The sequence below is a fragment of the Streptomyces sp. NPDC050560 genome, from assembly GCF_044457285.1.
Lineage (GTDB): Bacteria > Actinomycetota > Actinomycetes > Streptomycetales > Streptomycetaceae > Streptomyces.
In genome coordinates, this window is record NZ_JBITGT010000014.1 from 148,805 (window position 1) to 172,304 (window position 23,500).

General features: G+C 73.1%; 17 protein-coding genes and 1 other RNA gene. 8 read left to right on the plus strand and 10 right to left on the minus strand.

The window, feature by feature from the left end; all coding sequences use genetic code 11:
- Positions 1 to 111 precede the first annotated feature (111 nt).
- Positions 112 to 1,122, plus strand: a complete 1,011-nt coding sequence (locus ACIBIW_RS29095) for a LacI family DNA-binding transcriptional regulator (protein ID WP_399340183.1) — start codon at positions 112 to 114, stop codon at positions 1,120 to 1,122.
- A gap of 311 nt (positions 1,123 to 1,433) precedes the next feature.
- Here the strand turns inward: ACIBIW_RS29095 and dacB are convergent, their stop codons facing one another.
- The gene (dacB, locus tag ACIBIW_RS29100; RefSeq protein WP_399340185.1) at positions 1,434 to 3,095 is read right to left on the minus strand and encodes a D-alanyl-D-alanine carboxypeptidase/D-alanyl-D-alanine-endopeptidase; all 1,662 of its coding nucleotides are present in this window, start codon (positions 3,093 to 3,095) and stop codon (positions 1,434 to 1,436) included.
- 265 nt (positions 3,096 to 3,360) lie between these two features.
- Positions 3,361 to 3,730, minus strand: a transfer-messenger RNA (tmRNA) gene (gene ssrA / locus ACIBIW_RS29105).
- A 411-nt stretch (positions 3,731 to 4,141) separates the two neighbouring features.
- On the opposite strand from ssrA, the gene ACIBIW_RS29110 reads away from it, so the two are divergent.
- From ACIBIW_RS29110 to ACIBIW_RS29130, 5 genes are all read left to right on the plus strand, one after another.
- On the plus strand, positions 4,142 to 4,903 hold the full coding sequence (locus tag ACIBIW_RS29110) for a DeoR/GlpR family DNA-binding transcription regulator (protein WP_399340187.1): 762 nt from the start codon (positions 4,142 to 4,144) through the stop codon (positions 4,901 to 4,903).
- 184 nt (positions 4,904 to 5,087) lie between these two features.
- Positions 5,088 to 6,458: an ABC transporter substrate-binding protein gene (locus tag ACIBIW_RS29115; RefSeq protein WP_399340189.1), complete on the plus strand. Its 1,371-nt coding sequence runs from the start codon at positions 5,088 to 5,090 to the stop codon at positions 6,456 to 6,458.
- On the plus strand, positions 6,455 to 7,399 hold the full coding sequence (locus tag ACIBIW_RS29120) for a carbohydrate ABC transporter permease (RefSeq protein ID WP_399340190.1): 945 nt from the start codon (positions 6,455 to 6,457) through the stop codon (positions 7,397 to 7,399). The genes ACIBIW_RS29115 and ACIBIW_RS29120 overlap by 4 nt, the downstream gene beginning before the upstream one ends.
- Entirely contained in the window at positions 7,396 to 8,271 is an 876-nt protein-coding gene (locus ACIBIW_RS29125) for a carbohydrate ABC transporter permease (RefSeq protein WP_399340192.1), read from the plus strand. The genes ACIBIW_RS29120 and ACIBIW_RS29125 overlap by 4 nt, the downstream gene beginning before the upstream one ends.
- Positions 8,268 to 9,257 carry a zinc-dependent alcohol dehydrogenase family protein gene (locus tag ACIBIW_RS29130; RefSeq protein ID WP_399340194.1) on the plus strand — a complete coding sequence of 330 codons (990 nt, stop codon included), beginning with the start codon at positions 8,268 to 8,270 and terminating at the stop codon, positions 9,255 to 9,257. The genes ACIBIW_RS29125 and ACIBIW_RS29130 overlap by 4 nt, the downstream gene beginning before the upstream one ends.
- A 386-nt stretch (positions 9,258 to 9,643) precedes the next feature.
- Here ACIBIW_RS29130 and smpB read toward each other — a convergent pair whose 3' ends face one another.
- The 4 genes from smpB to ftsE form a co-directional block, all read right to left on the minus strand.
- On the minus strand, positions 9,644 to 10,129 hold the full coding sequence (smpB, locus tag ACIBIW_RS29135) for an SsrA-binding protein SmpB (protein ID WP_399340195.1): 486 nt from the start codon (positions 10,127 to 10,129) through the stop codon (positions 9,644 to 9,646).
- A 106-nt stretch (positions 10,130 to 10,235) separates the two neighbouring features.
- Positions 10,236 to 11,393 (minus strand): S41 family peptidase, encoded by a 1,158-nt coding sequence (locus ACIBIW_RS29140; protein ID WP_399340197.1) that lies wholly within the window; start codon positions 11,391 to 11,393, stop codon positions 10,236 to 10,238.
- Positions 11,394 to 11,483: 90 nt separating this feature from the next.
- Positions 11,484 to 12,401: a permease-like cell division protein FtsX gene (gene ftsX / locus ACIBIW_RS29145; RefSeq protein ID WP_399340199.1), complete on the minus strand. Its 918-nt coding sequence runs from the start codon at positions 12,399 to 12,401 to the stop codon at positions 11,484 to 11,486.
- A gap of 122 nt (positions 12,402 to 12,523) precedes the next feature.
- Entirely contained in the window at positions 12,524 to 13,213 is a 690-nt protein-coding gene (gene ftsE / locus ACIBIW_RS29150; RefSeq protein WP_399340201.1) for a cell division ATP-binding protein FtsE, read from the minus strand.
- 406 nt (positions 13,214 to 13,619) lie between these two features.
- Here ftsE and ACIBIW_RS29155 point away from each other — a divergent pair, with 406 nt between their 5' ends.
- Positions 13,620 to 13,811, plus strand: coding sequence for a hypothetical protein (locus ACIBIW_RS29155; RefSeq protein ID WP_399340203.1), 192 nt, complete (start codon positions 13,620 to 13,622; stop codon positions 13,809 to 13,811).
- 243 nt (positions 13,812 to 14,054) lie between these two features.
- Here ACIBIW_RS29155 and ACIBIW_RS29160 read toward each other — a convergent pair whose 3' ends face one another.
- The 4 genes from ACIBIW_RS29160 to ACIBIW_RS29175 all read right to left on the minus strand — a co-directional run bounded on the left by ACIBIW_RS29160 (position 14,055) and on the right by ACIBIW_RS29175 (position 19,579).
- A complete protein-coding gene (locus ACIBIW_RS29160) occupies positions 14,055 to 14,888 on the minus strand; it encodes an LPXTG cell wall anchor domain-containing protein (protein ID WP_399340204.1) in 834 nt (277 codons plus the stop codon).
- A gap of 391 nt (positions 14,889 to 15,279) precedes the next feature.
- Positions 15,280 to 16,386: a peptide chain release factor 2 gene (prfB, locus tag ACIBIW_RS29165; protein ID WP_399340206.1), complete on the minus strand. Its 1,107-nt coding sequence runs from the start codon at positions 16,384 to 16,386 to the stop codon at positions 15,280 to 15,282.
- 128 nt (positions 16,387 to 16,514) lie between these two features.
- On the minus strand, positions 16,515 to 17,738 hold the full coding sequence (locus ACIBIW_RS29170; protein WP_399340207.1) for a serine/threonine-protein kinase: 1,224 nt from the start codon (positions 17,736 to 17,738) through the stop codon (positions 16,515 to 16,517).
- Between the two features lie 269 nt (positions 17,739 to 18,007).
- A complete protein-coding gene (locus ACIBIW_RS29175) occupies positions 18,008 to 19,579 on the minus strand; it encodes a serine/threonine-protein kinase (RefSeq protein WP_399340209.1) in 1,572 nt (523 codons plus the stop codon).
- A 674-nt stretch (positions 19,580 to 20,253) separates the two neighbouring features.
- Between ACIBIW_RS29175 and ACIBIW_RS29180 the strand changes: the two genes are divergently transcribed.
- On the plus strand, positions 20,254 to 23,487 hold the full coding sequence (locus ACIBIW_RS29180; RefSeq protein ID WP_399340211.1) for an FHA domain-containing protein: 3,234 nt from the start codon (positions 20,254 to 20,256) through the stop codon (positions 23,485 to 23,487).
- The last annotated feature ends 13 nt before the right edge of the window (positions 23,488 to 23,500 follow it).

Below are 23,500 nucleotides of genomic sequence, written 5' to 3' on the forward strand. Positions count from 1 at the left end.
CCCCGGGGATTGACGCGCTCACGTCACCCCCTTACCTTCCCGCATCGAAGCGTTTCGACATCTGCAATCGAAACGATTCGACCCCACATGGGACTCACCCAGGAGCCTCCCTTGGTCAAGATCACAGACGTGGCGCGGCATGCCGGGGTCTCCCCGAGCACGGTCAGCTACGCCCTCAGCGGCAAGCGCTCGATCTCACGGGAGACCAGGCAGCGGATCGAGGCGAGCATCCGCGAGCTGGGCTACCGCCCGCACGCCGGGGCGCGCGCCCTGGCCAGCAGCAGGTCGAACGTGGTGGCGCTGGTGGTGCCGCTGCGTACGGGCATGCACGTGCCGGTGGTGACGCAGTTCGCGGTGTCCGTGGTGACCGGCGCCAGGGGCCATGACCACGACGTGCTGCTGCTGACCCAGGAGGAGGGCGAGGACGGGCTGCGCAGGGTGGCGGACTCCGCGCTGGTGGACGCGCTGATCGTGATGGACGTCCAACTGCACGACCCCAGGCTGCCGCTGCTGCGCTCGCTGGCGCTGCCGTCGGTACTGATCGGGTTCCCCGCCGAGCCGGCCGGGCTGACCTGCATCGACCTGGACTTCCGGGCGGCGGGCGAGGCGTGCGTGGAGCAGTTGGCGCTGCTCGGGCACCGCTGTGTGGCCCTGGTCGGGTCGCCGCCGGAGGTGTACGTACGGCAGACCGGGTTCGCGCGGCGGGTCGCGCGGGGCTTCACCGCGGCGGCCGACCGGCACGGGCTCGCCTCGTCGATCCACCCCTGCGAGGCGTCGGGGGCCGCGGCGCGGCGGACCGCGGAGCGGCTGCTGCGCGAGCACCCGGCGCTGACCGGTGTCGTCGTCCACAACGAGGCCGTGCTCGAACCGCTGGTGGACGCCTTCGAGCAGCTCGGCCTCTCGGTGCCCGGGGACCTGTCGGTGGTGGCGATCTGTCCCGACAAGCTGGCGGAGGCCGCGAGGACCCCGCTGACATCGGTGGCGATCCCGTCCGCCGAGGTCGGGGCGCGTGCGGTGGAACTGCTGATGGCGAAGCTCAGCGGGGCGCCGGTGCCCGTGTCGACGCTGCTGCCGCCGCGGCTGACGGTGCGCGCGAGCACCGGTCCACGCGGCACGGGCTGAACAGATCACCGTGCGTGACGGGGAACGCACGGCGGCGCCCCGCACGTTGCAAGGGTGACGGCGGCCGGATCGGACTCAGGCCGTCCGCCGCCCACGGGCCCCGGTGCCCGTGCCCCACTCGATGGAGAGAGTGAGAGAGCCGGGCCGGTGACCCCGACTGCACCGGGGTCACCGGCCCGGTGCGCGCGCCCGGGGCCGAAGGGCCCGGGCCGGGCGCGGGGCCCGTGGCACAAGCGGCTCGGGCGGGCCGGGCAGTCCGAACAGGCCGAGCGGCCGTGCCGGTTACGGGCGCCGCGCCGACGGGGGCGGGGTCAGCAGGGGGCGGGCTTGCGCCAGTCGCACTCAAGGCCGCGGGGCCCGGCCGTGGCGGGGGCGCCGCCGCGGGTGGTGGTGTGCGGGGTCGTGGGCTTCACGGTGACGGTCTTGTCGGGGGTGGACGAGGCCAGCGTGACCACGACGGCATCCTCGATGTCCTCGACCGAGTCGGCCAGATAGTTGTTCAACAGGATGCTGTATGCCAGTTCCCTGCCGCTCGCGTCGGTGACATAGCCGGACAGGGCGGAGGCCCCGGTCAGCGAGCCGGTCTTGCCGCGTGCGTTCAGCGCCGCGGGGGTGTCGCACATCCGGGAGCGCAGCGAGCCGCCGGTGAAGCGGTCGGGGTCGCAGGCCACCGGAAGACCCCGGTACCAGTCGTCGTACCAGGGCTCGTGCCGTGCCGCCGTCAGGACCTGGGTGAACACGGCGGCGGGCACCATGTCCATCCGGGAGAGACCGGAGCCGTCGACCTGCCGCAGCCGGGAGGTGTCCACGCCGAGGCCCTTCAGATACGTGTCGACCGCGGTGAGCCCGTCCGTCCAGGTGCCGCGCCCCGCCGTCTTCTCTCCCATGGCCTTGGTGAGGATCTCGGCATGCATGTTGTTGGACAGTTTCAGGAAGGGGATGAGCAGGTCGGACAGTGTCATGGAGCGGTGCCCGGCGAGGGGGCGGGCGTCATTCGGGGTGGCGGCCCCGAGCCGGGTGTCCCCCGCGACCCGTACGCCGTGCGCGGCGAGCGCGTCCTTGAAGACGGCGGCGGCGTAGCCGGTGGGGTCCCAGACGGAGACCCACTCCTTGGCGGTGTCGCCCCCTGCCGGGACGCTGCCGTCGACGACGATGTCGTTGGTGCCGTGGCCGCGCTCCACGGTGATGTCCGCGTCGCTGTCGGCGGGCCCGGTGGTGGCGCGCACGTCGAGGTGGACGTAGCCGGTCTTCGGGGTGAGCGTGACATGGGGCCGGTCGCCCTGGTGCGCGCCCGGCTCTGCCTGGACGATCACGGTGCCGGTGTCGTAGTCGGTGTCGGGCGCCACGCTGAGCGCCGAGATCTGTGCCGAGTAGTACGCGGACTCGTCGTCGGCCGCCCAGGAGCGGCCGAGGCGCTGGTCGTCGAAGAAGGTGTCGTCGGCGACGAGCCGCCCGGTGACCCGGCGCACGCCGGCCGCGGCGACCTTGGCCGCCAGCTTGTCGTAGTCGGCGGCGAGCAGGGTGGGGTCCCCGGTGCCGCGCAGGTAGAGGTCGCCGGAGAGGGTGGCGCCGTGCCGCCTGCCGGTGGCCAGCACGTCGGTGCCGAAGCGGTAGCCGGGGCCGAGGACGTCCATGGCTGCGGTGGAGGTCAGCAGCTTGGTGTTGGAGGCGGGCAGCAGGCGGTCGCCGCCGCGGTGCTCGTACAGCACCTTGCCGCTGTCCGCGTCGGCGACGACGACGCTCGCGGCGGCGCCCTCCATACGGGGGTCGGCGAGGAGGGTGTCCAGCGCGTCCGGCAGGCCCCCGGCGGCGGAGTCCGCACCGGCGGGCGCCGCCCACACCATGGTCGCGACGGCCGCGGCGGCCAGCAGCCCGCGGGCCAGCCGACTGCCCCTGCCCCTGCGGTCCTTCGGCGCGTACCCCCGGGCCTTCGCCGCCGCGGAATCGCCCCTGGGTCTCAGTGATCTGCTCATGTCACAGCAGCATTCCGGCTGTTCGCCACCCGCGACAGCCCCCCGCAGTCTCGTTTGCACAGTCCTGACCGGGCGGTTCACCCGATCGAGGGAGCGCGGGCAGACGCGGGTGCACGGCGCGGGCGGTTCCGCTTGCCTGAACGGGCAGCCGCACTGAACGGGCAGCGCCCCGCGCGGGACACGGCCCCGGGCCGGCTCAAGACCCGCGTACCTGCGAAAAGCCCCCGGCCTGCTGGAAACTTCGCAGGTCGGGGGCTTCATGGGGTGGTGGAGATGGCGGGAATCGAACCCGCGTCCAACGGTGCGGAATCAGGGCTTCTCCGAGCGCAGTCCGCTGCGCTTTTCTCGGCCCCGGAGATCACGCGGACAAGTCTCCGACGGGCTCAGTCACAGTGAGTTTTCCCTCTACACCCCGTGACCGGGTCTAGAGGTGGAGTTCCCTAGCTGATGCCAGGATCCGGGTCGGGAACAGCCCCGGGCTGACACTTCGCAAGTCGCTACTTAGGCAGCGAGGGCGAAGGAATCGCGCTTGGTATTGGCGATTATTGGTTTCGGCCTGTGGTTAACGAGATCATGGCCGCTTCCTCGGCTCGCTTCCCCTGCTTCGACAGCCGCTGTCGAAACCGATCATCCCCATGTGGTGTTGTCAATCCGCACGTGGGAGCCCCACGTGCCACCCAGTGTAAGGGGAGAACGCCGGGGGAGGCCACCGTATTTCCGCGGGCCCGGGACTCCCCCTCCCTCACCCTCCGCGTCCGGGCGCGTACGGAAGCGGTGTCCGCCGCCCGCCCGGGGCCGCCCCGGGCGCTCCGCCCGACCCCGTCTCACGGAAGCGGGCAGCAAACGGGCATCCGGAACCCGGTCAGCGGGCCGGGGGTCCCGGCTGCCCGGTCCTGGTGCGCTGTTCTTGAGGGGGCCATGCCAGCGGAAGCGGGCAATCACGGGCAGACACGGGCGGGGTGTGCCCCTGGTCGGTCGTGGCAGGCGGGGGTAGAAACATCCCCACGAGTCCGAACGGGCATGGATGTTTCGAGAGGCGGGTGGAGATGAACGCGGAGGAGCGCCAGCGGCGCATCGTGCACGCGGCCCGCCGCTCGGGCTCCGTCGAGGTCACGGCGCTCGCCGCCGAACTCGGCGTGGCCAAGGAGACCGTACGCCGCGACCTGCGCGCCCTGGAGGACCACGGGCTGGTGCGCCGCACGCACGGAGGCGCCTATCCGGTGGAGAGCGCCGGCTTCGAGACCACGCTCGCGTTCCGCACCACCATGCAGGTGCCCGAGAAGCGCCGGATCGCCGCCGCCGCGGTGGAGTTCCTTCAGGACGCCGAGACGATCTTCATCGACGAGGGCTTCACCCCGCAGTTGATCGCCCAGGCGCTGCCCAAGGACCGCCCGCTCACCGTGGTCACCGCCTCGCTCGCGACCGCGGGCGTCCTCGCGGAGACGGAGAGCACCACGGTGCTGCTGCTCGGCGGCCGGGTGCGGCACGGGACCCTCGCGACCGTCGACCACTGGACGACGCAGATGCTCTCCGGCTTCGTGATCGACCTCGCCTACATCGGCGCCAACGGCATCTCCCGCGAACACGGCCTGACCACCCCGGACCCGGCCGTCGCCGAGGTCAAGTCGCAGGCCATCAGGGCGTCGAGGCGCACGGTGTTCACCGGTGTGCACACCAAGTTCGGGGCCGTCAGCTTCTGCCGGTTCGCCCGGATCGGCGATCTGGAAGCCATCGTCACCAGCGGTCTTCTGCCCTCCGCCGAGGCGCACCGCTACTCGCTCCAGGGCCCCCAGGTCATCCGCGTCTGAGCCCACCCCGTCCACCGCACGTCCCGCATCCCCCGCCCCTACGCAACCCGCCCACACATCCCGCACTCGCACCACTCCGCCCCCCACCGCCCCTCCTGCCTCCCCTCCCCCGTTCCATCCCGTCCCGTTCGGTTCCCCACCCCGCCCACCCGCCCACCTCCACACCGCCCTACCAGGAGCACCCATGCGAACCCCGAGCCGATTCAGGCCGCGCGCTCCGCTCGCCATGGCAGCCGCCGGGGCCCTGCTCGCCCCCCTGCTCTCCGGCTGCTGGACAGGAGCCGGTGGGACCGGTTCCGGCGGCAACTCCCTCAACGTGCTGATGGTCAACAACCCCCAGATGGTGGAGTTGCAGAAGCTCACCGCCAAGCACTTCACCAAGGACACCGGCATCAAGGTGAACTTCACCGTGCTGCCCGAGAACGACGTACGCGACAAGATCAGCCAGGACTTCGCCAACCAGGCGGGCCAGTACGACGTCGCCACCCTGAGCAACTACGAGATACCCATCTACGCCAAGAACGGCTGGCTGCACGAGATGGACTCGTACGCGAGGAAGGACACCGCCTACGACCAGGCGGACGTACTGCCCCCGATGCGGCAGTCGCTCAAGGGCGACGACAAGAAGACGTACGGGCAGCCGTTCTACGGCGAGTCGTCGTTCCTGATGTACCGCAAGGACATCTTCGCCGCGAAGGGCCTGAAGATGCCCGCGCACCCCACCTGGCAGCAGGTCGGGGACCTGGCGGCCAAGGTGGACGGCGCCAAGCCGGGCATGCGCGGCATCTGCCTGCGCGGACTGCCCGGCTGGGGCGAGCTGGCCGCGCCGCTGACGACCGTCGTCAACACCTTCGGCGGCACCTGGTTCGACACCAAGTGGAAGGCGCAACTGAACGCCAAGCCGTTCAAGGACGCCGTCCAGTTCTACGTGGACCTGGTGCGCAAGCACGGCGAGTCGGGCGCCGCACAGTCCGGGTTCGCCGAGTGCCTGAACACCATGACGCAGAGCAAGAGCGCGATGTGGTACGACGCCACCTCGGCCGCAGGCTCGCTCGAAGCGTCCAACTCGCCCGTCAAGGGCAAGGTCGGCTACGTGCCCGCGCCCGTGGAGAAGACGAAGAGCGCGGGCTGGCTCTACACCTGGGCGTGGGGCATCCAGAAGGCGTCCCGCAACACCGACAAGGCGTGGAAGTTCATCTCCTGGGCCTCCGGCAAGGACTACGAGCGGCTGGTCGGGCAGGAGTTCGGCTGGGCCGACGTGCCCGCGGGCAAGCGGGAGTCCACGTACAAGATCCCGCAGTACCGCAAGGAGGCCGCCGCCTTCCAGGACGTCACCCGCGCCGCGATCGAGAACGCCAGGCCCAACGACCCGGGGGTGCAGCCGCGCCCGGCGCCCGGTATCCAGTTCGTCGACATTCCGGAGTTCACCGACCTCGGTACCAAGGTCTCCCAGGAGATCAGCGCGGCCATCGCGGGACGTCAGTCCGTCGACTCGGCCCTGGACAAGTCGCAGCGGCTCGCCGAGCAGATCTCCGAGGAGTACGAGGGACGATGACCGCCACCACGACCCCACCGGTGACCACCACACCGCCACGCCAGGTCAACCCGTCCGGCAAGCTGCGCGGCTGGGTCACGCGGGCGCCGCTGATGCCCGCCCTGGTCTTCATGATCATCGTGACGCAGCTCCCCTTCGTGGCGACGCTGGTCATCTCCTTCTTCGACTGGAACGCCCTCTACCCCGACGCCCGCAAGTTCACCGGCTTCAGCAACTACGGCGACGTCCTCACCGAGCCCGACCTGCGGAAGTCGGTACTGACGACGATCATCCTGACGGTCGTCGTGGTGCTGGTCAGCCTGATCATCGGACTCGGCCTCGCGCTGCTGCTCGACCGCAAGTTCCGCGGCCGCGCGGCCGTGCGCACCCTGCTGATCGCCCCGTTCCTCGTGGTGCCGGTCGCCGCGGCACTGCTGTGGAAGCACGTGCTCTACAACCCCGAGTACGGGCTTCTGAACGGGCTGCTGCACTGGGTCGGCGGGGACGGCGCGACCCAGCCCGACTGGGTGTCCAACAACCCGCTGATCGCGATCGAGGTGTCGCTGGTCTGGCAGTGGACGCCGTTCATGATGCTGATCCTGCTGGCGGGGCTCCAGAGCCGCGACCCCCAGCTCATCGAGGCCGCCCGGGTGGACGGCGCCGGGGCCTGGCAGATCTTCCGCCATATGACGCTGCCGCACCTGCGCCGCTACCTCGAACTCGGGGCGCTGCTCGGGTCGATCTACATCGTGCAGAACTTCGACGCGGTGTTCACCATCACCTCCGGCGGCCTCGGCACCGCCAACCTCCCGTACACCGTCTACCAGAGCTTCTACCAGGCACACGAGAACGGACTCGCGTCGGCGGCCGGTGTGCTGGTGGTCATCGGCTCCATCATCATCGCGACCCTCGCGCTCAGGGTCGTCTCTTCCCTCTTCCGCGAGGAGGCGTCTCGCGCATGACCACCGCTGTCTCCCCCCTGCCCGTGGCCAGGCGGTCCCCCGAGCGGGCCCGCAGGCGCAAAGGCGCCGTGCTCGGCCTCGCCGCCTGGCTCATCGGCATCATCTTCTTCATCCCCATCGCCTGGATGGTGCTGACGTCGTTCCACTCGGAGCCCGACGCGGCGACCAACCCGCCGTCGATCGCGGTCTCGCTGACCCTGGACGGCTACCGGGACTTCTTCGGCGTGGGCGGCGGCGCCAGCCCCTGGCCCGCGTTCGCCAACTCGGCCGTGGCGTCGATCGGCTCCACGCTCTGTGTGCTGGTGCTCGCGCTGCCCGCCGCGTACGCGCTGTCCATCCGGCGGGTGCGCAAGTGGACGGACGTGCTGTTCTTCTTCCTGTCCACGAAGATGCTGCCGGTCGTCGCGGGGCTGCTGCCGATCTACCTGTTCGCCAAGAACGTCGACATGCTCGACAACATCTGGCTGCTCGTCATCCTCTACACCTCGATGAACCTGCCGATCGCGGTGTGGATGATGCAGTCGTTCCTCGCCGAGGTCCCGGTCGCGGTGATCGAGGCCGCGCAGATGGACGGGGCGCGGCTGCCCACGGTGCTGACGCGCGTGGTGGCGCCGATCGCGCTGCCGGGGATCGCCGCCACCTCTCTGATCTGCTTCATCTTCAGTTGGAACGAACTCCTCTTCGCCCGGGTGCTGACCGGGGTCGTGGCGCAGACCGCGCCCGTCTTCCTGACCGGCTTCATCACCAGCCAGGGCCTTTTCCTCGCCAAGGTGTGCGCCGCGTCGTTCGCCGTCTCCCTGCCGGTACTCGCGGCGGGGTTCGCCGCCCAGGACAAACTCGTCCAGGGCCTGTCGCTTGGAGCCGTGAAATGAAGGCTGCCGTCATCGAGTCCGTGGACCGGGCGGTCGTCACCGAGGTCCCGGACCCGAAGCCGGGCCCTCGCGACGTGGTCGTCGCCGTCGCCGCCTGCGGGCTCTGCGGCACCGATCTGCACATCCTGAAGGGCGAGTTCGCGCCGACGCTGCCGGTCACCCCCGGGCACGAGTTCGCCGGCGAGGTCGTGGAGACCGGCCGCGACGTCACCGAGGTCGCGGTCGGCGACCAGGTCGCCGTCGACCCCTCGCTGTACTGCCACGAGTGCCGCTACTGCCGCACGGGGCACAACAACCTGTGCGAGCGCTGGGCCGCGATCGGCGTGACCCGCGCGGGGGGCGCCGCCCAGTACGCGGTGGCACCCGTCGCCAACTGCGTCAAGCTGCCCGAGCATGTGCGCACGGAGGACGCGGCGCTGGTGGAGCCGCTGTCCTGCGCGGTGCGCGGCTACGACGTGCTGCGCACCTCGCTCGGCGCCCATGTCCTGATCTACGGCTCCGGCACCATGGGGCTGATGATGCTGGAGCTGGCCAAGCGGACCGGCGCCGCCTGCGCCGACGTGGTGGACCTCAACCCGGAACGGCTCGCCACCGCGCGGAAGCTGGGCGCGTCCGGCTGCGCGGTCAGCGCGGACGAGTTGGAGCGCCCCGGCGGCTGGGACGTCGTGGTGGACGCGACCGGCAACGCCGCCGCCATCCAGGACGGCCTCGGCCGGGTGGCGAAGGCGGGCACCTTCCTCCAGTTCGGCGTCGCCGACTACGCGACCCGGGTCACCATCGACCCGTACCGCATCTACAACCAGGAGATCACCATCACCGGCTCGATGGCGGTGCTGCACAGCTACGAGCGGGCGGCCGAGCTGTTCGCCGGCGGGGTGCTCGACCCGGACGTGTTCATCAGCGACCGGCTGCCGCTGGCCGACTACCCGACGGCGCTCGACCGCTTCGCGCAGGGGGTGGGGCGCAAGATTCTCGTGGTGCCCTGATCCTTCCCTGGGGCCCTCTTGTGGGGCCCCCTCCCCCCACCCCTCCCCACCCCTCCCCACCGCGAGACGGTGACCCGAGTCGCGGACGGCACGCGTCGTGGGCGGCCCCGGGCCGCGGGCAGCCCCCGGTCCGGGCGAGCCCGAGCCCCGGGCGGGGCCCCGAGTCCCTGGCGACCCGAGTCCCTGGCGACCCGAGTTCCTGGCGGCCCGAGTCCCAGGTGGCCCGGGCCCAGGACTCCACCCGCGTGTTTGCGCGCGATACGGCACCGCCGACCACGTATGACTACGCAGCGTGACGTACCTTCACGATACCCCGCGCGCCTCGCGACGGCCCCCCTCCCCAGTGGCCGGGCGGGGCGCGCGGTAGTGAAGGGGGGCGCGGGGGGTCAGCGGGAGGCGCGTTCGCGGCGGCGGACCGCGGACATGGCGCGCTCCGCCTCCCTGCGGTCCTGCCGCTCCCGCAGCGCCTGCCGCTTGTCGTACTCCTTCTTGCCCTTGGCCAGCGCGATCTCCACCTTGGCCCGGCCGTCCCTGAAGTACAGGGCCAGCGGCACCACCGTGTGCCCGGTCTCCTGGGACTTGGCGTCGAGCTTCTCGATCTCCAGGCGGTGCAGCAGCAGTTTGCGCCTGCGGCGGGCGCTGTGGTTGGTCCAGGTGCCCTGGCTGTACTCGGGGACGTGCACGTTGTGCAGCCATGCCTCGCCGCCGTCGAGCTGTACGAACCCGTCGGCGAGGGACGCCCGCCCCTGGCGCAGCGACTTCACCTCGGTACCGGTGAGGACGAGACCGGCCTCGTAGGTGTCCAGGATGTGGTAGTCGTGCCGCGCCTTCTTGTTCTGCGCGATCAGCTTGCGCCCTTTTTCCTTAGCCATAGTCCCGCCATTTTCTCACTTCTACTCGTTCGCCTCCGGTTTTATATCGAGGGCGCCCGAGGGGCCGTCGGCGGGAGGCGGTGGTCTCCTGGCGGGCCCGGGGGCGTCACAGGCCGCTGAGGACCGTCTGGGCCTGGGTGCGGGCGTGGTCGGTGGCCTCCAGGTCGGGGGTGATGCCCCGGCCGTCGAGGGTCCGCCCCGAGGGGGTGCGGTAGTGGCCGACGGTGAGTTCGGCCACGGAGCCGTCGGGCAGCGGGCTCGGCATCTGCACGGAGCCCTTGCCGAAGGTCCTGGCGCCGACGACGACCGCGCGCCCGCGGTCCTGGAGGGCGCCCGTGAGCAGTTCCGCCGCGCTCATCGTGCCGCCGTCGACCAGGGTGACCAGGGGCCTCGTGGTGTCGCCGCCGGGCTTCGCGTGCAGGGCGTGCTGGACGCCCTTGATGTCGTAGGTGGCGACGAGGCCGCCGTCGAGGAACGCGGAGGCGGCCTCGGTGGCCTCGGTGACCAGCCCGCCGGAGTTCCCCCGCAGGTCGAGCAGTATCCCGGCGCCCGCGGGGGCGGCGCGTACCGCGTCCCGTACCCGCTGTCCCGAGCCCTTGGTGAACGCCGAGACCTCGACGACCACGGTGGCGTGCGCGCTGTCGCCGAGCCGGGTGACGCTGACGGAGGGGTTGGTGAGGGTGGCGCGGTGCAGGGTGCGGTGCCAGGCGTGCGCGGCGCGCCGCAGCCCGAGGGCGACCGCGGTGTCGGCGGCGTCCCCGCCGCGCGCGTCGTCGCCGCGCAGGCGGGCCACGACCTCGGTCACCGGGAGCCCGGTGAGCCGTCGGCCGTCGATGTCGGTGAGCAGGTCCCCCGCGCGGATTCCGGCGCGGTCGGCGGGGGCGCCCGGCTGGACGCGGACGATCTCGGTGCGGCCCCGCTCGTCGCGCCTGACCCAGAGGCCGACGCCGGTGTACTCGCCGTCCAGGGACTGCTCGTACGCGGCGTAGTCGCCCTCGGAGTAGACGGCGCCCCAGCGGTCGCCGCTGCGGCTGACGGCGCGGCGGGCCGCGTCCGCGGCCGACGTGCCCTTGGCGAGCGCCCGGGTGGCGGCCTGGACGACCTCGTCCTCGCCGTGCCGACCCACGGGCGTACGGCCGCGCTCCGTCGGCCCCTCGAAGGAGCCGGTGGCCGCGCCGGTCACGAGCACCCCGGCGAACACCAGCGTCAGCGCGGCGCCGCGGCGGACGCGGCGGGGTCTGGGGAGCGGGTCGGAGCCGGACATGACGGTGAGTCTAGGACAACGGCGGACCGGCCACGGTCCGTTGGGACATCCCCAGACATGGGCCTACATCACACCTACGGACCCTTGCGATCACACCTTCAGATACTTGCGCAATGCGATGAACGCGGAAACGGCGGGCATCAGCAGGCCGATGGCGAGCACGAGCGGCAGCTTGGACAGGACCGCGTCCCAGCCCACGAAGTTGATCAGTGCCAGCTTCTGGGAGAGCGCGAGGCCGTGGTCGATGAGGAAGTAGCGGCCGACGACGAGCATGCCGCAGGCGAGGAAGCCGCCGATGAGGCCGGCCACCGCGGCCTCCATGATGAACGGCATCTGGATGTAGAAGTTGGACGCGCCGACGAGCCGCATGATCCCGGTCTCGCGGCGCCTGCTGAACGCGGACACCCGTACCGTGTTCACGATCAGCATCACGGCGACCACCAGCATCAGCGCCATGACGACGATCGCCGCCCAGTTCATGCCGTTGAGCAGTTCGAAGATGTTGTTCAGCGTGTCGCGCTGGTCCTGCACCGACTGGACGCCGTCGCGGCCGTTGAACGCCGTCGCCACGACCTGGTACTTCTCCGGGTCCTTCAGCTTGACGCGGAACGACTCCTGCATCTGGTCGGGGGTGAGGGAGTTGGCCAGCGGGGAGTCGCCGAACTGCTCCTTGTAGTGCTTGTACGCCTCGTCGGTCGACTCGTGGATGACCTTCTCGACGACCGGCATCTTCTTGAGGTCCCCGAGGATGTCGGCCTTCTCCTCCTCCGTGACGGCGCCCTTGGAGCAGTGCGGGTCGGACTCGGCGTCGCTCTTGTTGCAGAGGTAGATCGAGACGTTGACCTTGTCGTACCAGTAGCCCTTCATGGTGCTGACCTGGTCGCGCATCAGCAGGGAGCCGCCGAACAGGGCCAGCGAGAGGGCCACGGAGACGACGACCGCGAAGGTCATCGTGAGATTGCGGCGGAGACCGACGCCGATCTCCGACAGGACGAACTGGGCGCGCATGGCGGCTTCTCAGACCTTTCCGTGGGTCACATCGATCGCGGGGCGGCGGGTTCCTGTGCCCCTGGGGGCGGCGCGTGGGCCGCGGCGTGCCGCGCGGGCGTGGCGCGCGGCACGGGGCGTCGTCAGTGCTGGTAGCCGTAGACGCCGCGGACCTGGTCGCGCACGAGCCTGCCCTTCTCCAGCTCGATGACGCGCTTGCGCATCTGGTCCACGATGTTCTGGTCGTGGGTCGCCATGACCACGGTGGTGCCGGTCCTGTTGATGCGGTCGAGGAGCTTCATGATGCCGACCGATGTCTGCGGGTCGAGGTTGCCGGTGGGCTCGTCGGCGATCAGCAGCTTGGGGCGGTTGACGAAGGCGCGGGCGATGGCGACGCGTTGCTGCTCACCGCCGGACAGCTCGCCCGGCATCCGGTCGTCCTTGCCGCCGAGGCCGACGAGGTCGAGCACCTGGGGAACGGACTTGCGGATCTCGCCGCGGGACTTGCCGATCACTTCCTGGGCGAAGGCGACGTTCTCGGCGACCGTCTTGTTGGGCAGCAGCCTGAAGTCCTGGAAGACGGTGCCGAGCTGCCGCCGCATCTGCGGGACCTTCCAGTTGGACAGCCGGGCGAGGTCCTTGCCGAGTACGTGGACCTGGCCGTGGCTGGTGCGCTCCTCACGCAGCACGAGCCGCAGGAAGGTGGACTTGCCCGAGCCGGAGGACCCGACGAGGAACACGAACTCGCCGCGCTCCACTTCGAGGGAGACGTCCCGCAGGGCGGGGCGGGCCTGCTTGGGGTAGACCTTGGAGACGTTGTCGAATCGGATCACGGGAACACCACGAGTCGCCGGGGGTAGGTGAGCGTGACCATACGCGAACCCGGTGTCGGAGCGCAGTCGACGGCATGGGTTGCGCGCCCCTTGCCCCATTTGTCGCGCCCGCCGGGGAGCGGCGCCGGTGGTACACGGCGGCGCGCACGCCGCGGCCGCGGGAGGGGCCGGGCGGGGGGGCCGCGGGGGCGGGCCGGGCGGCCCCCGCGGTGTTCCCCGGGGGGCACCTCGGCGTTCCCCGGGGGCCCGGTGCGGGGCGCGGCGGAGGTCCGCGGGACGGGGAGGGGGACTGTGCCCGAATCCGGGGAAGCTGGCACAGTAGAAGGGGAACGGTTGTGTGTCCCCGGGCGTTATTCGATGAGAACGCTGCCCCGGTAGCCCCGCAGCGGCGGGAGGAGGAGAGCGCATGACCTACGACCGCCTGGTGTGCGCGAACTGCGCCTCACCGGTCAGCGAAGGGCGCTGTCCCGTGTGCCGTGCGAACCGCGAGCGCCTTCAGCAGGAGAATCCCTGGGCGCGGCTCAGCCCGGTGGCCCTGATGGGCCTCCTCGTGGTGCTGCTCGCCGCCGTGGCCCTGCTGGCCCACCAGACCGCCTAGCCGCCCCTTCCCCGGGGGCCGACGGCCGGGTCCCGGTCCCGCGGTGGCGGCAGGCTCAGGCGCCCGTTTCCCGGCCCCGGAGGGCCCTGGGGACCCTTTGCGCTGCTGTGATTTGCGTCACATGCCACTGGGTGGGGTGGGGTGCCGTACGGGCGTATGAAGGTTTTGGAACGACATCGGGCCCGAAACCGTGGTGGCTTCGGGCCCGGATGCGTGCTGCGGGTGTGTGCGGTACGCGTCGCGTTACGCGGCGGTACGGTTCCCGCCGACGAAGCGCGGCAGCAGGCGGAAGCCCACACCACCGGCGATCATCGTCGCGGCGCCGATGACGAGGAAGGTCGTCTCGGCCGCACCGGTGTCGGCCAGCTCGTCACCGCCCTGCGCGACGGGCTGCGCGGGGGCGTCGGTGCCGGTGTCGGTCAGACCGCTCTGACCCTCCTGGCCCTGCTCGACCGGCGCGGAGCCGTTGTTGTCGGTGCCGGTGCCGCCGTCGTTGCCGCCGCCACCGTTGTTGCTGCCGCCGTTGTTGCCACCGTTGCCGTTGCCACCGTCGTCGGTACCGCCATTGCCGTTGCCGCCGTCGTCGGTACCGCCATTGCCGTTGCCGCCGTCGTCGGTGCCACCGTTGCCGTTGCCACCGTCATCGGTGCCGCCATTGCCGTTGCCACCGTCATCGGTACCGCCGTTGCCGTTGCCACCGTCATCGGTGCCACCGTTGCCGTTACCGCCGTCGTCGGTACCGCCATTGCCGTTACCGCCGTCGTCGGTGCCACCGTTGCCGTTGCCACCGTCATCGGTACCGCCATTGCCGTTGCCACCGTCATCGGTGCCACCGTTGCCGTTACCGCCGTCCTCGGAGCAGGACGGGTCACCGGGGATGCAGGTCGGGATACCGCCGTCGTCCCCGCCGTTGTCCCCACCCTCGCTCGTACCGACGTGCGCGCCGACCTTGATCCCGAGCACGTCGACATTGGCGTCGAGGGCCGAGGCGGCACCCGCGGCGGTCAGCGAGGCGCCGGCGGCGATCACCGCGCCGGCGGCTATCCGCGCTACGCGGAGCCTCGTCTTCTTGGTCATCTGCTGCTACCCCCAGTAGGTAATCGTCGTGGAGCAGCGCTCGGGGCGGCGGTCCACCGGGGGTAGCCGGACGGCCCCCGTTCACACGCGCCCCAGAAACACGCATGCCGCGCGTCAGCCTTCCCAGTTTTTCTGGGTGCGTCAAGGCGGTTCCGAGAGCCATGTCCCCATTACGGCTGATTGCACCCCGCATGGACATGTGAATGTGACGTAAAACCGATCGTCGATCTTAACTGCCGTGCAGGTCGGGACAGTTGTCATGTCGACAAAGCGGCCTGCCCGTGGGGGCGGCCGGGAGCCGTGTCGACTCTGCTTGCGCGCCCCGTGGCGCGCGCCCCGCACACCTCGGGCGCCCCGCGCGCCCCACGGTGGCACGGCGGCGCCAACGCCCCTACTTCTCCTGCTGCTTGCGCCACCTGATGCCGGCTTCGAGGAAGCCGTCGATCTCGCCGTCGAGGACGCCCTGCGGGTTGCCGACCTCGAAGTTGGTCCGCAGGTCCTTCACCATCTGGTACGGGTGCAGGACGTAGGACCGCATCTGGTTGCCCCAGGAGTTGCCGCCGTCGCCCTTGAGCGCGTCCATCTTGGCCTGCTCCTCCTGGCGGCGCCGTTCGAGGAGCTTGGCCTGGAGGACGTTCATGGCCGTGGCCTTGTTCTGGATCTGGGAGCGCTCGTTCTGGCAGGAGACCACGATGCCGGTGGGCAGGTGGGTGATGCGGACGGCGGAGTCGGTGGTGTTGACGCCCTGGCCGCCGGGGCCCGACGAGCGGTAGACGTCGACGCGCAGCTCCGACTCGTCGATGTCCACGTGGTCCGACTGCTCGACGACCGGCAGCACCTCGACGCCCGCGAAGGACGTCTGGCGGCGGCCCTGGTTGTCGAAGGGCGAGATGCGCACCAGGCGGTGGGTGCCCTGCTCCACGGAGAGCGTCCCGTACGCGTACGGGACCTGGACGGCGAAGGTGGTCGACTTGATGCCGGCCTCCTCCGCGTAGGAGGTCTCGTACACCTCGGTCTTGTAGCCGTGCCGCTCGGCCCAGCGCAGGTACATGCGCTGGAGCTGCTCGGCGAAGTCGGCCGCGTCCACGCCGCCGGCCTCCGCGCGGATGTTCACCAGGGCCTCGCGGGCGTCGTACTCGCCGGAGAGGAGGGTGCGTACCTCCATCTCGTCGAGCGCGCGCCTGACGGCGGTCAGCTCGGTCTCCGCCTCGGCGCGGGTCTCCGGGTCGTCCTCGTCCGCGGCCAGCTCGAAGAGCACCGCGAGGTCGTCGATCCTGCCGCGCAGGGCCTCCGTCCTGCGTACCTCGGACTGGAGGTGGGACAGCTTGCTGGTGATCTTCTGCGCCTGCTCGGGGTCGTCCCAGAGCGACGGCGCCGCCGCCTTCTCCTCGAGCGCGGTGATGTCCGCCCTCATCCTGTCGAGGTCGAGAACGGCCTCGATGGACTCCATGGTCGAGGAGAGGGACTTTAGCTCTTCGGATACGTCGACGACTGCCACAGCTCCCAGCCTAACGGCTGCGCGGGAGGAGGGAGGTTTGGAGGCTTTATCCCCCTCCCCTCGGACCGGGTTCCGGGGCCCCCTCCCCTCGGACCGCTCCACGCCCAGGGCCTCCCCCGCTCAGATGCTCACGGTGTGGAGTGCGTGGAGCGGTCCGAGGGGGTTGCGTCGTCGCCGGAGGAGGCCGCCCACGCGCCGATGCCGACCGCGGCCGCGAGGACCACGGCGGAGGCGCCGATGATCACGCGGCGGCGGCCGTTGCCGCCCGGGCGGTTGCGTGCGGAGCCGGGGCGGGGGGCGCCCGCCGTGCGGGGCGCGCGGGCGGTGCCGCGCGCGCCGCCCGCCAGCTCGTCGGGGCCCGGCACCCGCATGCTGGTGTGAGTGTCCCGGTTGGAGTCGGGTGCCGCGCCGGGCACCAGCGGCACCGCGCCGCGCGGGGCCGCCGCGGGCGCCGTCCGCGTGGCCTCCTGGGGCGCCGTCTCCTCCTGCTCGGCGGCCTCGGGCTCGTCGACGTCGAGCGGGCGCATCCCGGCGAGCGAGGGCAGTTGCTCCCGCAGCCTGGCGGCCAGTTCCGAGGCGCGCAGCCGGGACGCGGGCGCCTTCGCGAGGCACTGCACCAACAGCCGCCACAGCTCCTCGGGGATGCCGGGCAGCGGTACGACGGTCTCCGTGACGTGCCTGCGCAGCACCGCCCCCGGGTGGCCGCCGCCGAACGGCGTGAACCCGGCGAGCAGCTCGTAGAGCACGGTGGCCAGCGCGTAGATGTCGACGGCCGCGCGCGGCGGCAGGCCCTCCACGATCTCGGGCGCCAGGTAGTCGGGCGTTCCGATGATCTTGGTGGCGCGTGGGCTGCGGGGCGCGTCGATCAGCTTCGCGACACCGAAGTCGGTCAGGAGCGCGGGGTGCGCGCCGCCGGGACCGAGCGGGCCCTCCATGTCGAGGAGCACGTTCTCCGGCTTCACGTCGCGGTGCACGATCCCGGCGGCGTGCGCCGCCGCGAGGCCGTCCGCCACGTCCGCCACGATGGCCACCGCCGCCTCGGGCGCGAGCCTGCGCTCGCGCTCCAGGCGGGTGCGCAGGTCGGTGCCGCGCACCAGGTCCATGACCAGGGCGAGGTCGGCGCCGTCGACGACGAGGTCGCGCACCTTCACCACATGCGGGTGGTCGAGGCCGAGCAGCGCGGTGCGTTCCTGCACGAAGCGGCCGACGAGGTCCTGGTCGGAGGCCAGGTCCTCGCGGAGGGTCTTGATGGCGACGGGCCCCTGGGGCCCCTCGCCGAGCCAGACCGTGCCCGCACTGCCGCGCCCGAGTATCTGATGCGCCGTGTACCGGCTGCCGATCTTTCTCGCCAAGACTGCTCCTACCGACGCGTGTTGGCGACAAAGCTACGCGGCTCGCGGGGCCGCCTTCACATCGACGGCGGAAATTATCCCCCAGATGTCGACAAATACCCAGGACCGCTTCGCCGTACGGGTGCGTGGGGACCGGTTCCGGGCGGATTCCGGCCGACTTGTGAATATCTCCGTGACGGTGCGGCTTTTTCCGGACGACCTGTGGTCACGGGGCGGCCGCGAGGCCCGGCGGAGCGCCGCGGGGGCGGCGCCGGGCCGCGGCCCCGGGGTCAGTTGCCGAGGTCGCCGAGCCAGTCGGTGGCCTTGCCGACCCAGTCGGAGAGCTGGTCCCAGTAGCCCTTGGTGGTGCCGATCCAGTCCTGTAGCGGGCTCAGCTCCCACACCAGCCAGCCGGCCACGAACAGCACCACGACGACCAGGAGGCAGCCCTTGAGGCAGCCGAGCCCGGGGATGTGCACCGGGTTCGCGCTGCGCCTGCGCGGCTCCCTGGGCTCGCGCGTGGGCGCGGGCGCCTGCGGGGGCGCGCTGTACGGCTGCTGCTGGGGCTGCGGCGCGGGCGGGTAGCGGGGGCCCGGCTGCTGCTGGGGGTAGGGCTGCGGCGGCGGGGCCGTGTAGCGGGGGGCCTGCTGCCGCTGCGGCCGCGCCACCTGCCGCTGGGGGCGGCGGCGCAGCGGGTCCTGGTTGGGGTCGACGTAGCCCTGGACCTGGGTCTGCTCGTTGCGGTCGCGGGCCGCGCGTAGCTGGTTCTGCCACGGGTGCGGCTGGTCGGGGCCGCCCGCGCCGCCCTCCTGCGGCAGGACCGCCGTGGGGTCGGCCGCGCCCTGCTGTCCCGGTCCCGAGTGCGGGAGCACGCCGGTGGCGGCGTTGGGGTCGCTGCCGGTGTGCGGGAGTACCTGGGTGGGGTCGGCGGAGCCGGGCACGGCCGTCGGGTCCTGGTCGGGGGCGAGCAGCGCCGCGACGCCCTCGGCCGCGACGATCTGCGCGGGCGCCGCGTGCACCCCGATGCCGTCGGCGACGGTACGCAGCGCCCTGGCCAGGGTCTCGGCGCTCGGGCGGCCGTCGGGGTCCTTGCGCAGGCAGTGCTCGATCACGGTCCACAGCGGGCCCGGCAGCCCCGAGGGGCGGCGCGGCTCGGCGCTGAGGTGCTGGTGGAGCACTTCGAGCGCGCTCTCCCCCGAGAACGGGGGGCGCCCGGTGACCAGCTCGTACATCAGGATGCCCGCGCCGTAGACGTCGACGGCCGAGGTCTGGGGCCTGCCCTCCGCGGACTCGGGCGCGACGTACGCGGGCGTGCCGACGAACTCGCTGGTGCGGGTGAGGCCGGGAGAGTCGGCGAGCCGGGCGATGCCGAAGTCGGTCAGCATCGGGTGCATGCCGGCGCCGTCCTGCTTCAGCAGAACGTTGGCCGGTTTCAGATCACGGTGGACTACGCCGTCCGCGTGGCTCGCCGCGAGCGCGTCCGCGATCTGGGCGGTGAGCAGGGCGGCGGCGACGGGCGTGAACGGGCCGTGCTCGCGGAGGTGGCGGTGCAGGTCGGGGCCGTCGACGAGGTCCATCACCAGGGCCAGCAGATCGCCCTCGACGACCAGGTCGCGCACTCGCACGATGTTCGGGTGGGTCAGCCTCAGCAGCACGGAGCGCTCTCTGAGGAAGCGCATGACGACGTCGGCGTCGCCCGCCAGCTCCTCCTTGAGCACCTTGATCGCGACGGTCTCCCCGGGGCTGCCCTGCACGGCAGCCTCGGCACCCGCGGTCTCGCGCTGCCGCGCGCGCCACACGGTGCCGGTGGCGCCCCGGCCCAGCGGCTCCTCCAGGATGTACTTGCTGCCTACCGGCCGCACGTCATGCGCTCCCTGTGCTTGCTCCGAGCTGTGGCGGACCCGCCGTGGGCCCGCCCTCGGTTGCCGTCCCGGCGCCGGATCGGGGACCGGGTGGTACGTCCGCTGTCCCACTCTAGGGCGTGCCCCGTGGACACGGCCTGGCGCCGGGCTCCCACGACGGCGTTTCCCCCGCGCCCCGGCCGTCCCGCCGGGCGCCGCGGGGCATCGCCTCCCGGAAGCGGACGTGTGAGGGAGGACGCGCGGCGGGGGCGGGAGGTTGCGTCGGGGGCGGTTCGCACGAGGCTGCACGCGCGCGTGGTGGCAGTTGGGCGTACGCGCGTATGCGGTGCGCCGCGCGGGGGCGTCGCGGGGGCCGGTGGGGCCCGGCGGGCGTACGGGCGTGAGTGGTCCGCCGGGTGTCGGGTACCGGCGGCTGCGGCGGGGGACGCGCCTGCCGGGCGCTGCGGGCGGCGTGGCTCCGGGGCGATTCCGCGCCGTGCGGCCCGGCCCGTATTGCGTGAACAAGCCGCGTTTCGTGGGTGGTTGAGACGTCAATGATCTTGGGCGCGGGGGTGGGCTGTCAGTGAGGGGTGGGAGGATGTTTTCGTATTGGCCGACGTGCCGGTGTGCGCGAGGGGAAGGAAAGGCCCACAGCCCCCGTGCCGGATTCCGCGCAGAAGGGACCGTTGACGGCTATGCAGATCCGCCTGACCGTCCTCGGGCCGCGCCCCGAGCCGACGGGCGGGAGCCCCACGGCGAGTGACGTGCTGGTCACGGCGCCCGCCGGGACCCCGCTCGCCGCCGTGGCCGGTGCCCTGGCCGCCGCCGCGGGCGGCGCCGAGGGCCCCGCCGCGCTGTACGCGGGGCGCGACCGGCTCGACCCGGGGCGCGCCCTGCTGGGCGAGCCGCCGCTGACCGACGGCGCGGTCGTCTCGCTGGGCGCCCCGGCCGACCCGGGCCCCGTGCCCGCGGACGGGGTGCCGCAGCTCCGGGTGGTCTCGGGCCCCGACGCCGGGGGCGTGCACCTGCTGCACGGCGGGCAGGTGCGCGTGGGCCGCTCCGCGCAGGCCGACGTCCCCCTCGACGACCCCGACGTGTCCCGGCTGCACTGCGCGGTCACCCTCGGCGCCGACGGCCGGGTCACCGTGCGCGACCTGGGTTCCACGAACGGCACCCTGGCCGCGGGCACCCCGGTCTCCGAGGCCCCGGTGCCACTGCCGCCCGGCGCGCTGCTGCGGCTCGGCGAGTCGGGGCTGCGCCTGGACAGCGGCGCGGCGGGGCAGCCGCTGCGCACCACCCCGGACGGCGAGGGCCACATCAGGGTCCTGCCCGGCAGCGTGGCCGCCCCGGCACCCCCCGCGCCCCCCGCGGGCCCCGCCCCGCACGCGCACGGCTACGGCCCCGCCGCCTGGGGCGCGGCCTCGGGCGCCGCCGACGGGCAGGCCGCCGCCCCCGCGGGCCCCGGCGGGAGCGTCGTACCCCGCGAGGGCGCCGACCCCGGCCCCGACGACACCAGGCCGGGCACCCCGCTGCGCGGCACGCCCGTCGTGCGCGGCCCGCGCAGACGCGGCGGCCTGGGCACCTGGGCCCGCCGCCTCGGCGGCCGCCCGCGCGGCGAGGACGAGCCGTACGGGAAACCTCCCGGCAGCGACGACACCGGCGATGACGGCGCGTACCCGGGCCCCACCGCCTACGGCGAGTACGGCGACCACGGCCCGGGCGGCGAGCACACCGGCCGCGACGAGCCCCCCGCGCCCCCCGCGCCCCACTCCCCCGGCGACGGCGCGCCCGCGCCCTGGCCCGACCCGGCGGAGCTGCTGCTGACCGCGCTGGGGCCCGGGAACCGGCTGTGGGAGCGCGGCCACGGCGACCCGAGCGCCCTCGCGGTCCGGCTCGGCATGGTGGAGCGGCCGGGCGCGCGCGGCGGCGCCCCCACCTCGTCGCCGGTCGTCGCCGGGCTGCGCGAGACCGGCTCGCTCGGCCTCGCAGGCCCCGAGGACCGCCTCCACGGCCTCGCCAGGGCGGTGATCGCGCAGCTCGCCGCGCTGCACTCGCCCGACACCCTGGAGATCGTCCTCGTCAGCGCGGACCGCATGGGCACCGACCGGGCGCGCGGCGCGCGCGAGTCCGCGGAGCGCTGGGCCTGGCTCGGCTGGCTGCCCCATGTGCGCCCCGCACGCGGCCAGGACTGCCGGCTGCTGCTCGCACACGACAGGGAGCAGGCGCTCGCGCGCGTGGGAGAGCTGCTGCGCCGCCTGCCCGAGCCCGGCCGCGCCCCCGCGGACACCGCCCAGGGCCCCTACAGCGTGCTCGTCGTGGACGGCGACCCCGGCTCGGCCGCCGTACGGGACGCGGTCGCAAGGCTGACCACCGAGGGGCCGGCGGCGGGCGTGTTCGTGATCTGCCTGGCGCGCGCCCCCTCGGTGTCGGCGTCCGTACCGATGGCGGTCGCCTACGAGTCGGCCTGCGAGGCGTCACCTGCGCTGCGGCGCTGCTCGGCCGTGGCGCTGCTCAGCGGCGACGTGGTCACGGAGCTGCGGCTGCTGCGCGGCGAGGACGGCGCCCTGGTGGAGCAGGGCGGGCCCGCGATGGTGGACGCGGTGTCGGCGGCGTGGGCCGACCGCTTCGCGCGCGCCCTCGCGCCACTGCGCCCGGAAAGCTCCCCCACCCGGGTCCCGCACACGCCGCTGCCCACCGCGGCCCGGCTCCTCGACGAACTCGACCTGTCCCGCGCCACCCCCGCCACCCTGCGGTCCCGCTGGGCGGCGGCCGCCCAGGACAGGGACGCGCCGGGCGGACGCGCGTACGCCGTGCTCGGCGCGGGCCCGAGCGGCCCCGTGGGGCTCAGCCTGGTCACCGAGGGCCCGCATCTGCTGGTGGAGGGCCCCTCGGGCAGCGGGCGCACGGAGCTGCTGCGCGCCGTCGCCGCCTCGCTCGCCGCGGGCGACAGCCCCGACCGGCTCGCGCTCGTACTGATCGACGGCCGCGGCGGCCCCGGCGGCGGCGCGAGCGCGCCCGAGGGCCTGCGCGCGTGTCTCGAACTGCCGCATGCCGAGGGCCATCTCGTGGCCGGCGACCCGCTGCGGATGCGGGAGTTCGCGCAGGCGCTCAGCGCCGAACTGAAGCGGCGCGCCGAGGTGCTGGGGCCGGCCGGCTTCGCCGAGTGGCACACCGGCCGCGAGGTGGCGGAACGGCTGATCGCCCGGCGCGCGGGCAGCACCGCGGGGACCGCGCCCGGCGGGTCGGGCGGGGCGATACCGGCGTCCGCGCGGCGCGGCCGGGAGACCGGGGCCGTACGGGACGAGCAGGGCGCGGCCGACGCCTTCGAGGCGCCGACGAGCCCCACGCTGCGGCTGCGCCCCGGCCTCGACGCGGCGGCGGGGGGCGCCGACGAGCCCCGGGTGCCCGCGCAGCGCGGCGGCGGGGCCGACTCGCTGCCGTCACTGCCCCGGCTCGTGGTGCTGGTCGACGACCTGGACGCGCTGGTGGCACCGCCGCTCGGCGCCCCAGGGCGGCCCGCCGCGGGCTCCGTGGTGCGGGCCCTGGAGGCGGTGGCGCGGGAGGGCGAGCGGCTCGGTGTGCATCTGGTGGCCGCGACCGAGCCCGGCGGGCGCACCGCGGAGTCGGCGCTCGCCCGCTGCGCGGCGCTGCGCGTGACGCTCGACGCGCCCACCGCGGGCCCCGAGGGCGTGGGCCCGGGGCGGGGGCGCCTGACCGGCGCCGACGGCCGCGGCACGGTGTTCCAGGCCGGGCGGGTGACGGGGCGTATCCCCCGCACCGCGACGGTACGGCCGAGCGTGGTCCCGCTGGAGTGGGAGCGCATGGGCGACGCCCCCGCCCGCCGCGCCGTACGCGAACTGGGCAACGGCCCCACGGACCTGGCCCTCCTGGCAAGCGCGATCACCAGAGCGGCACGCACGGGTCCCTGAGGGGGCCTCCGGC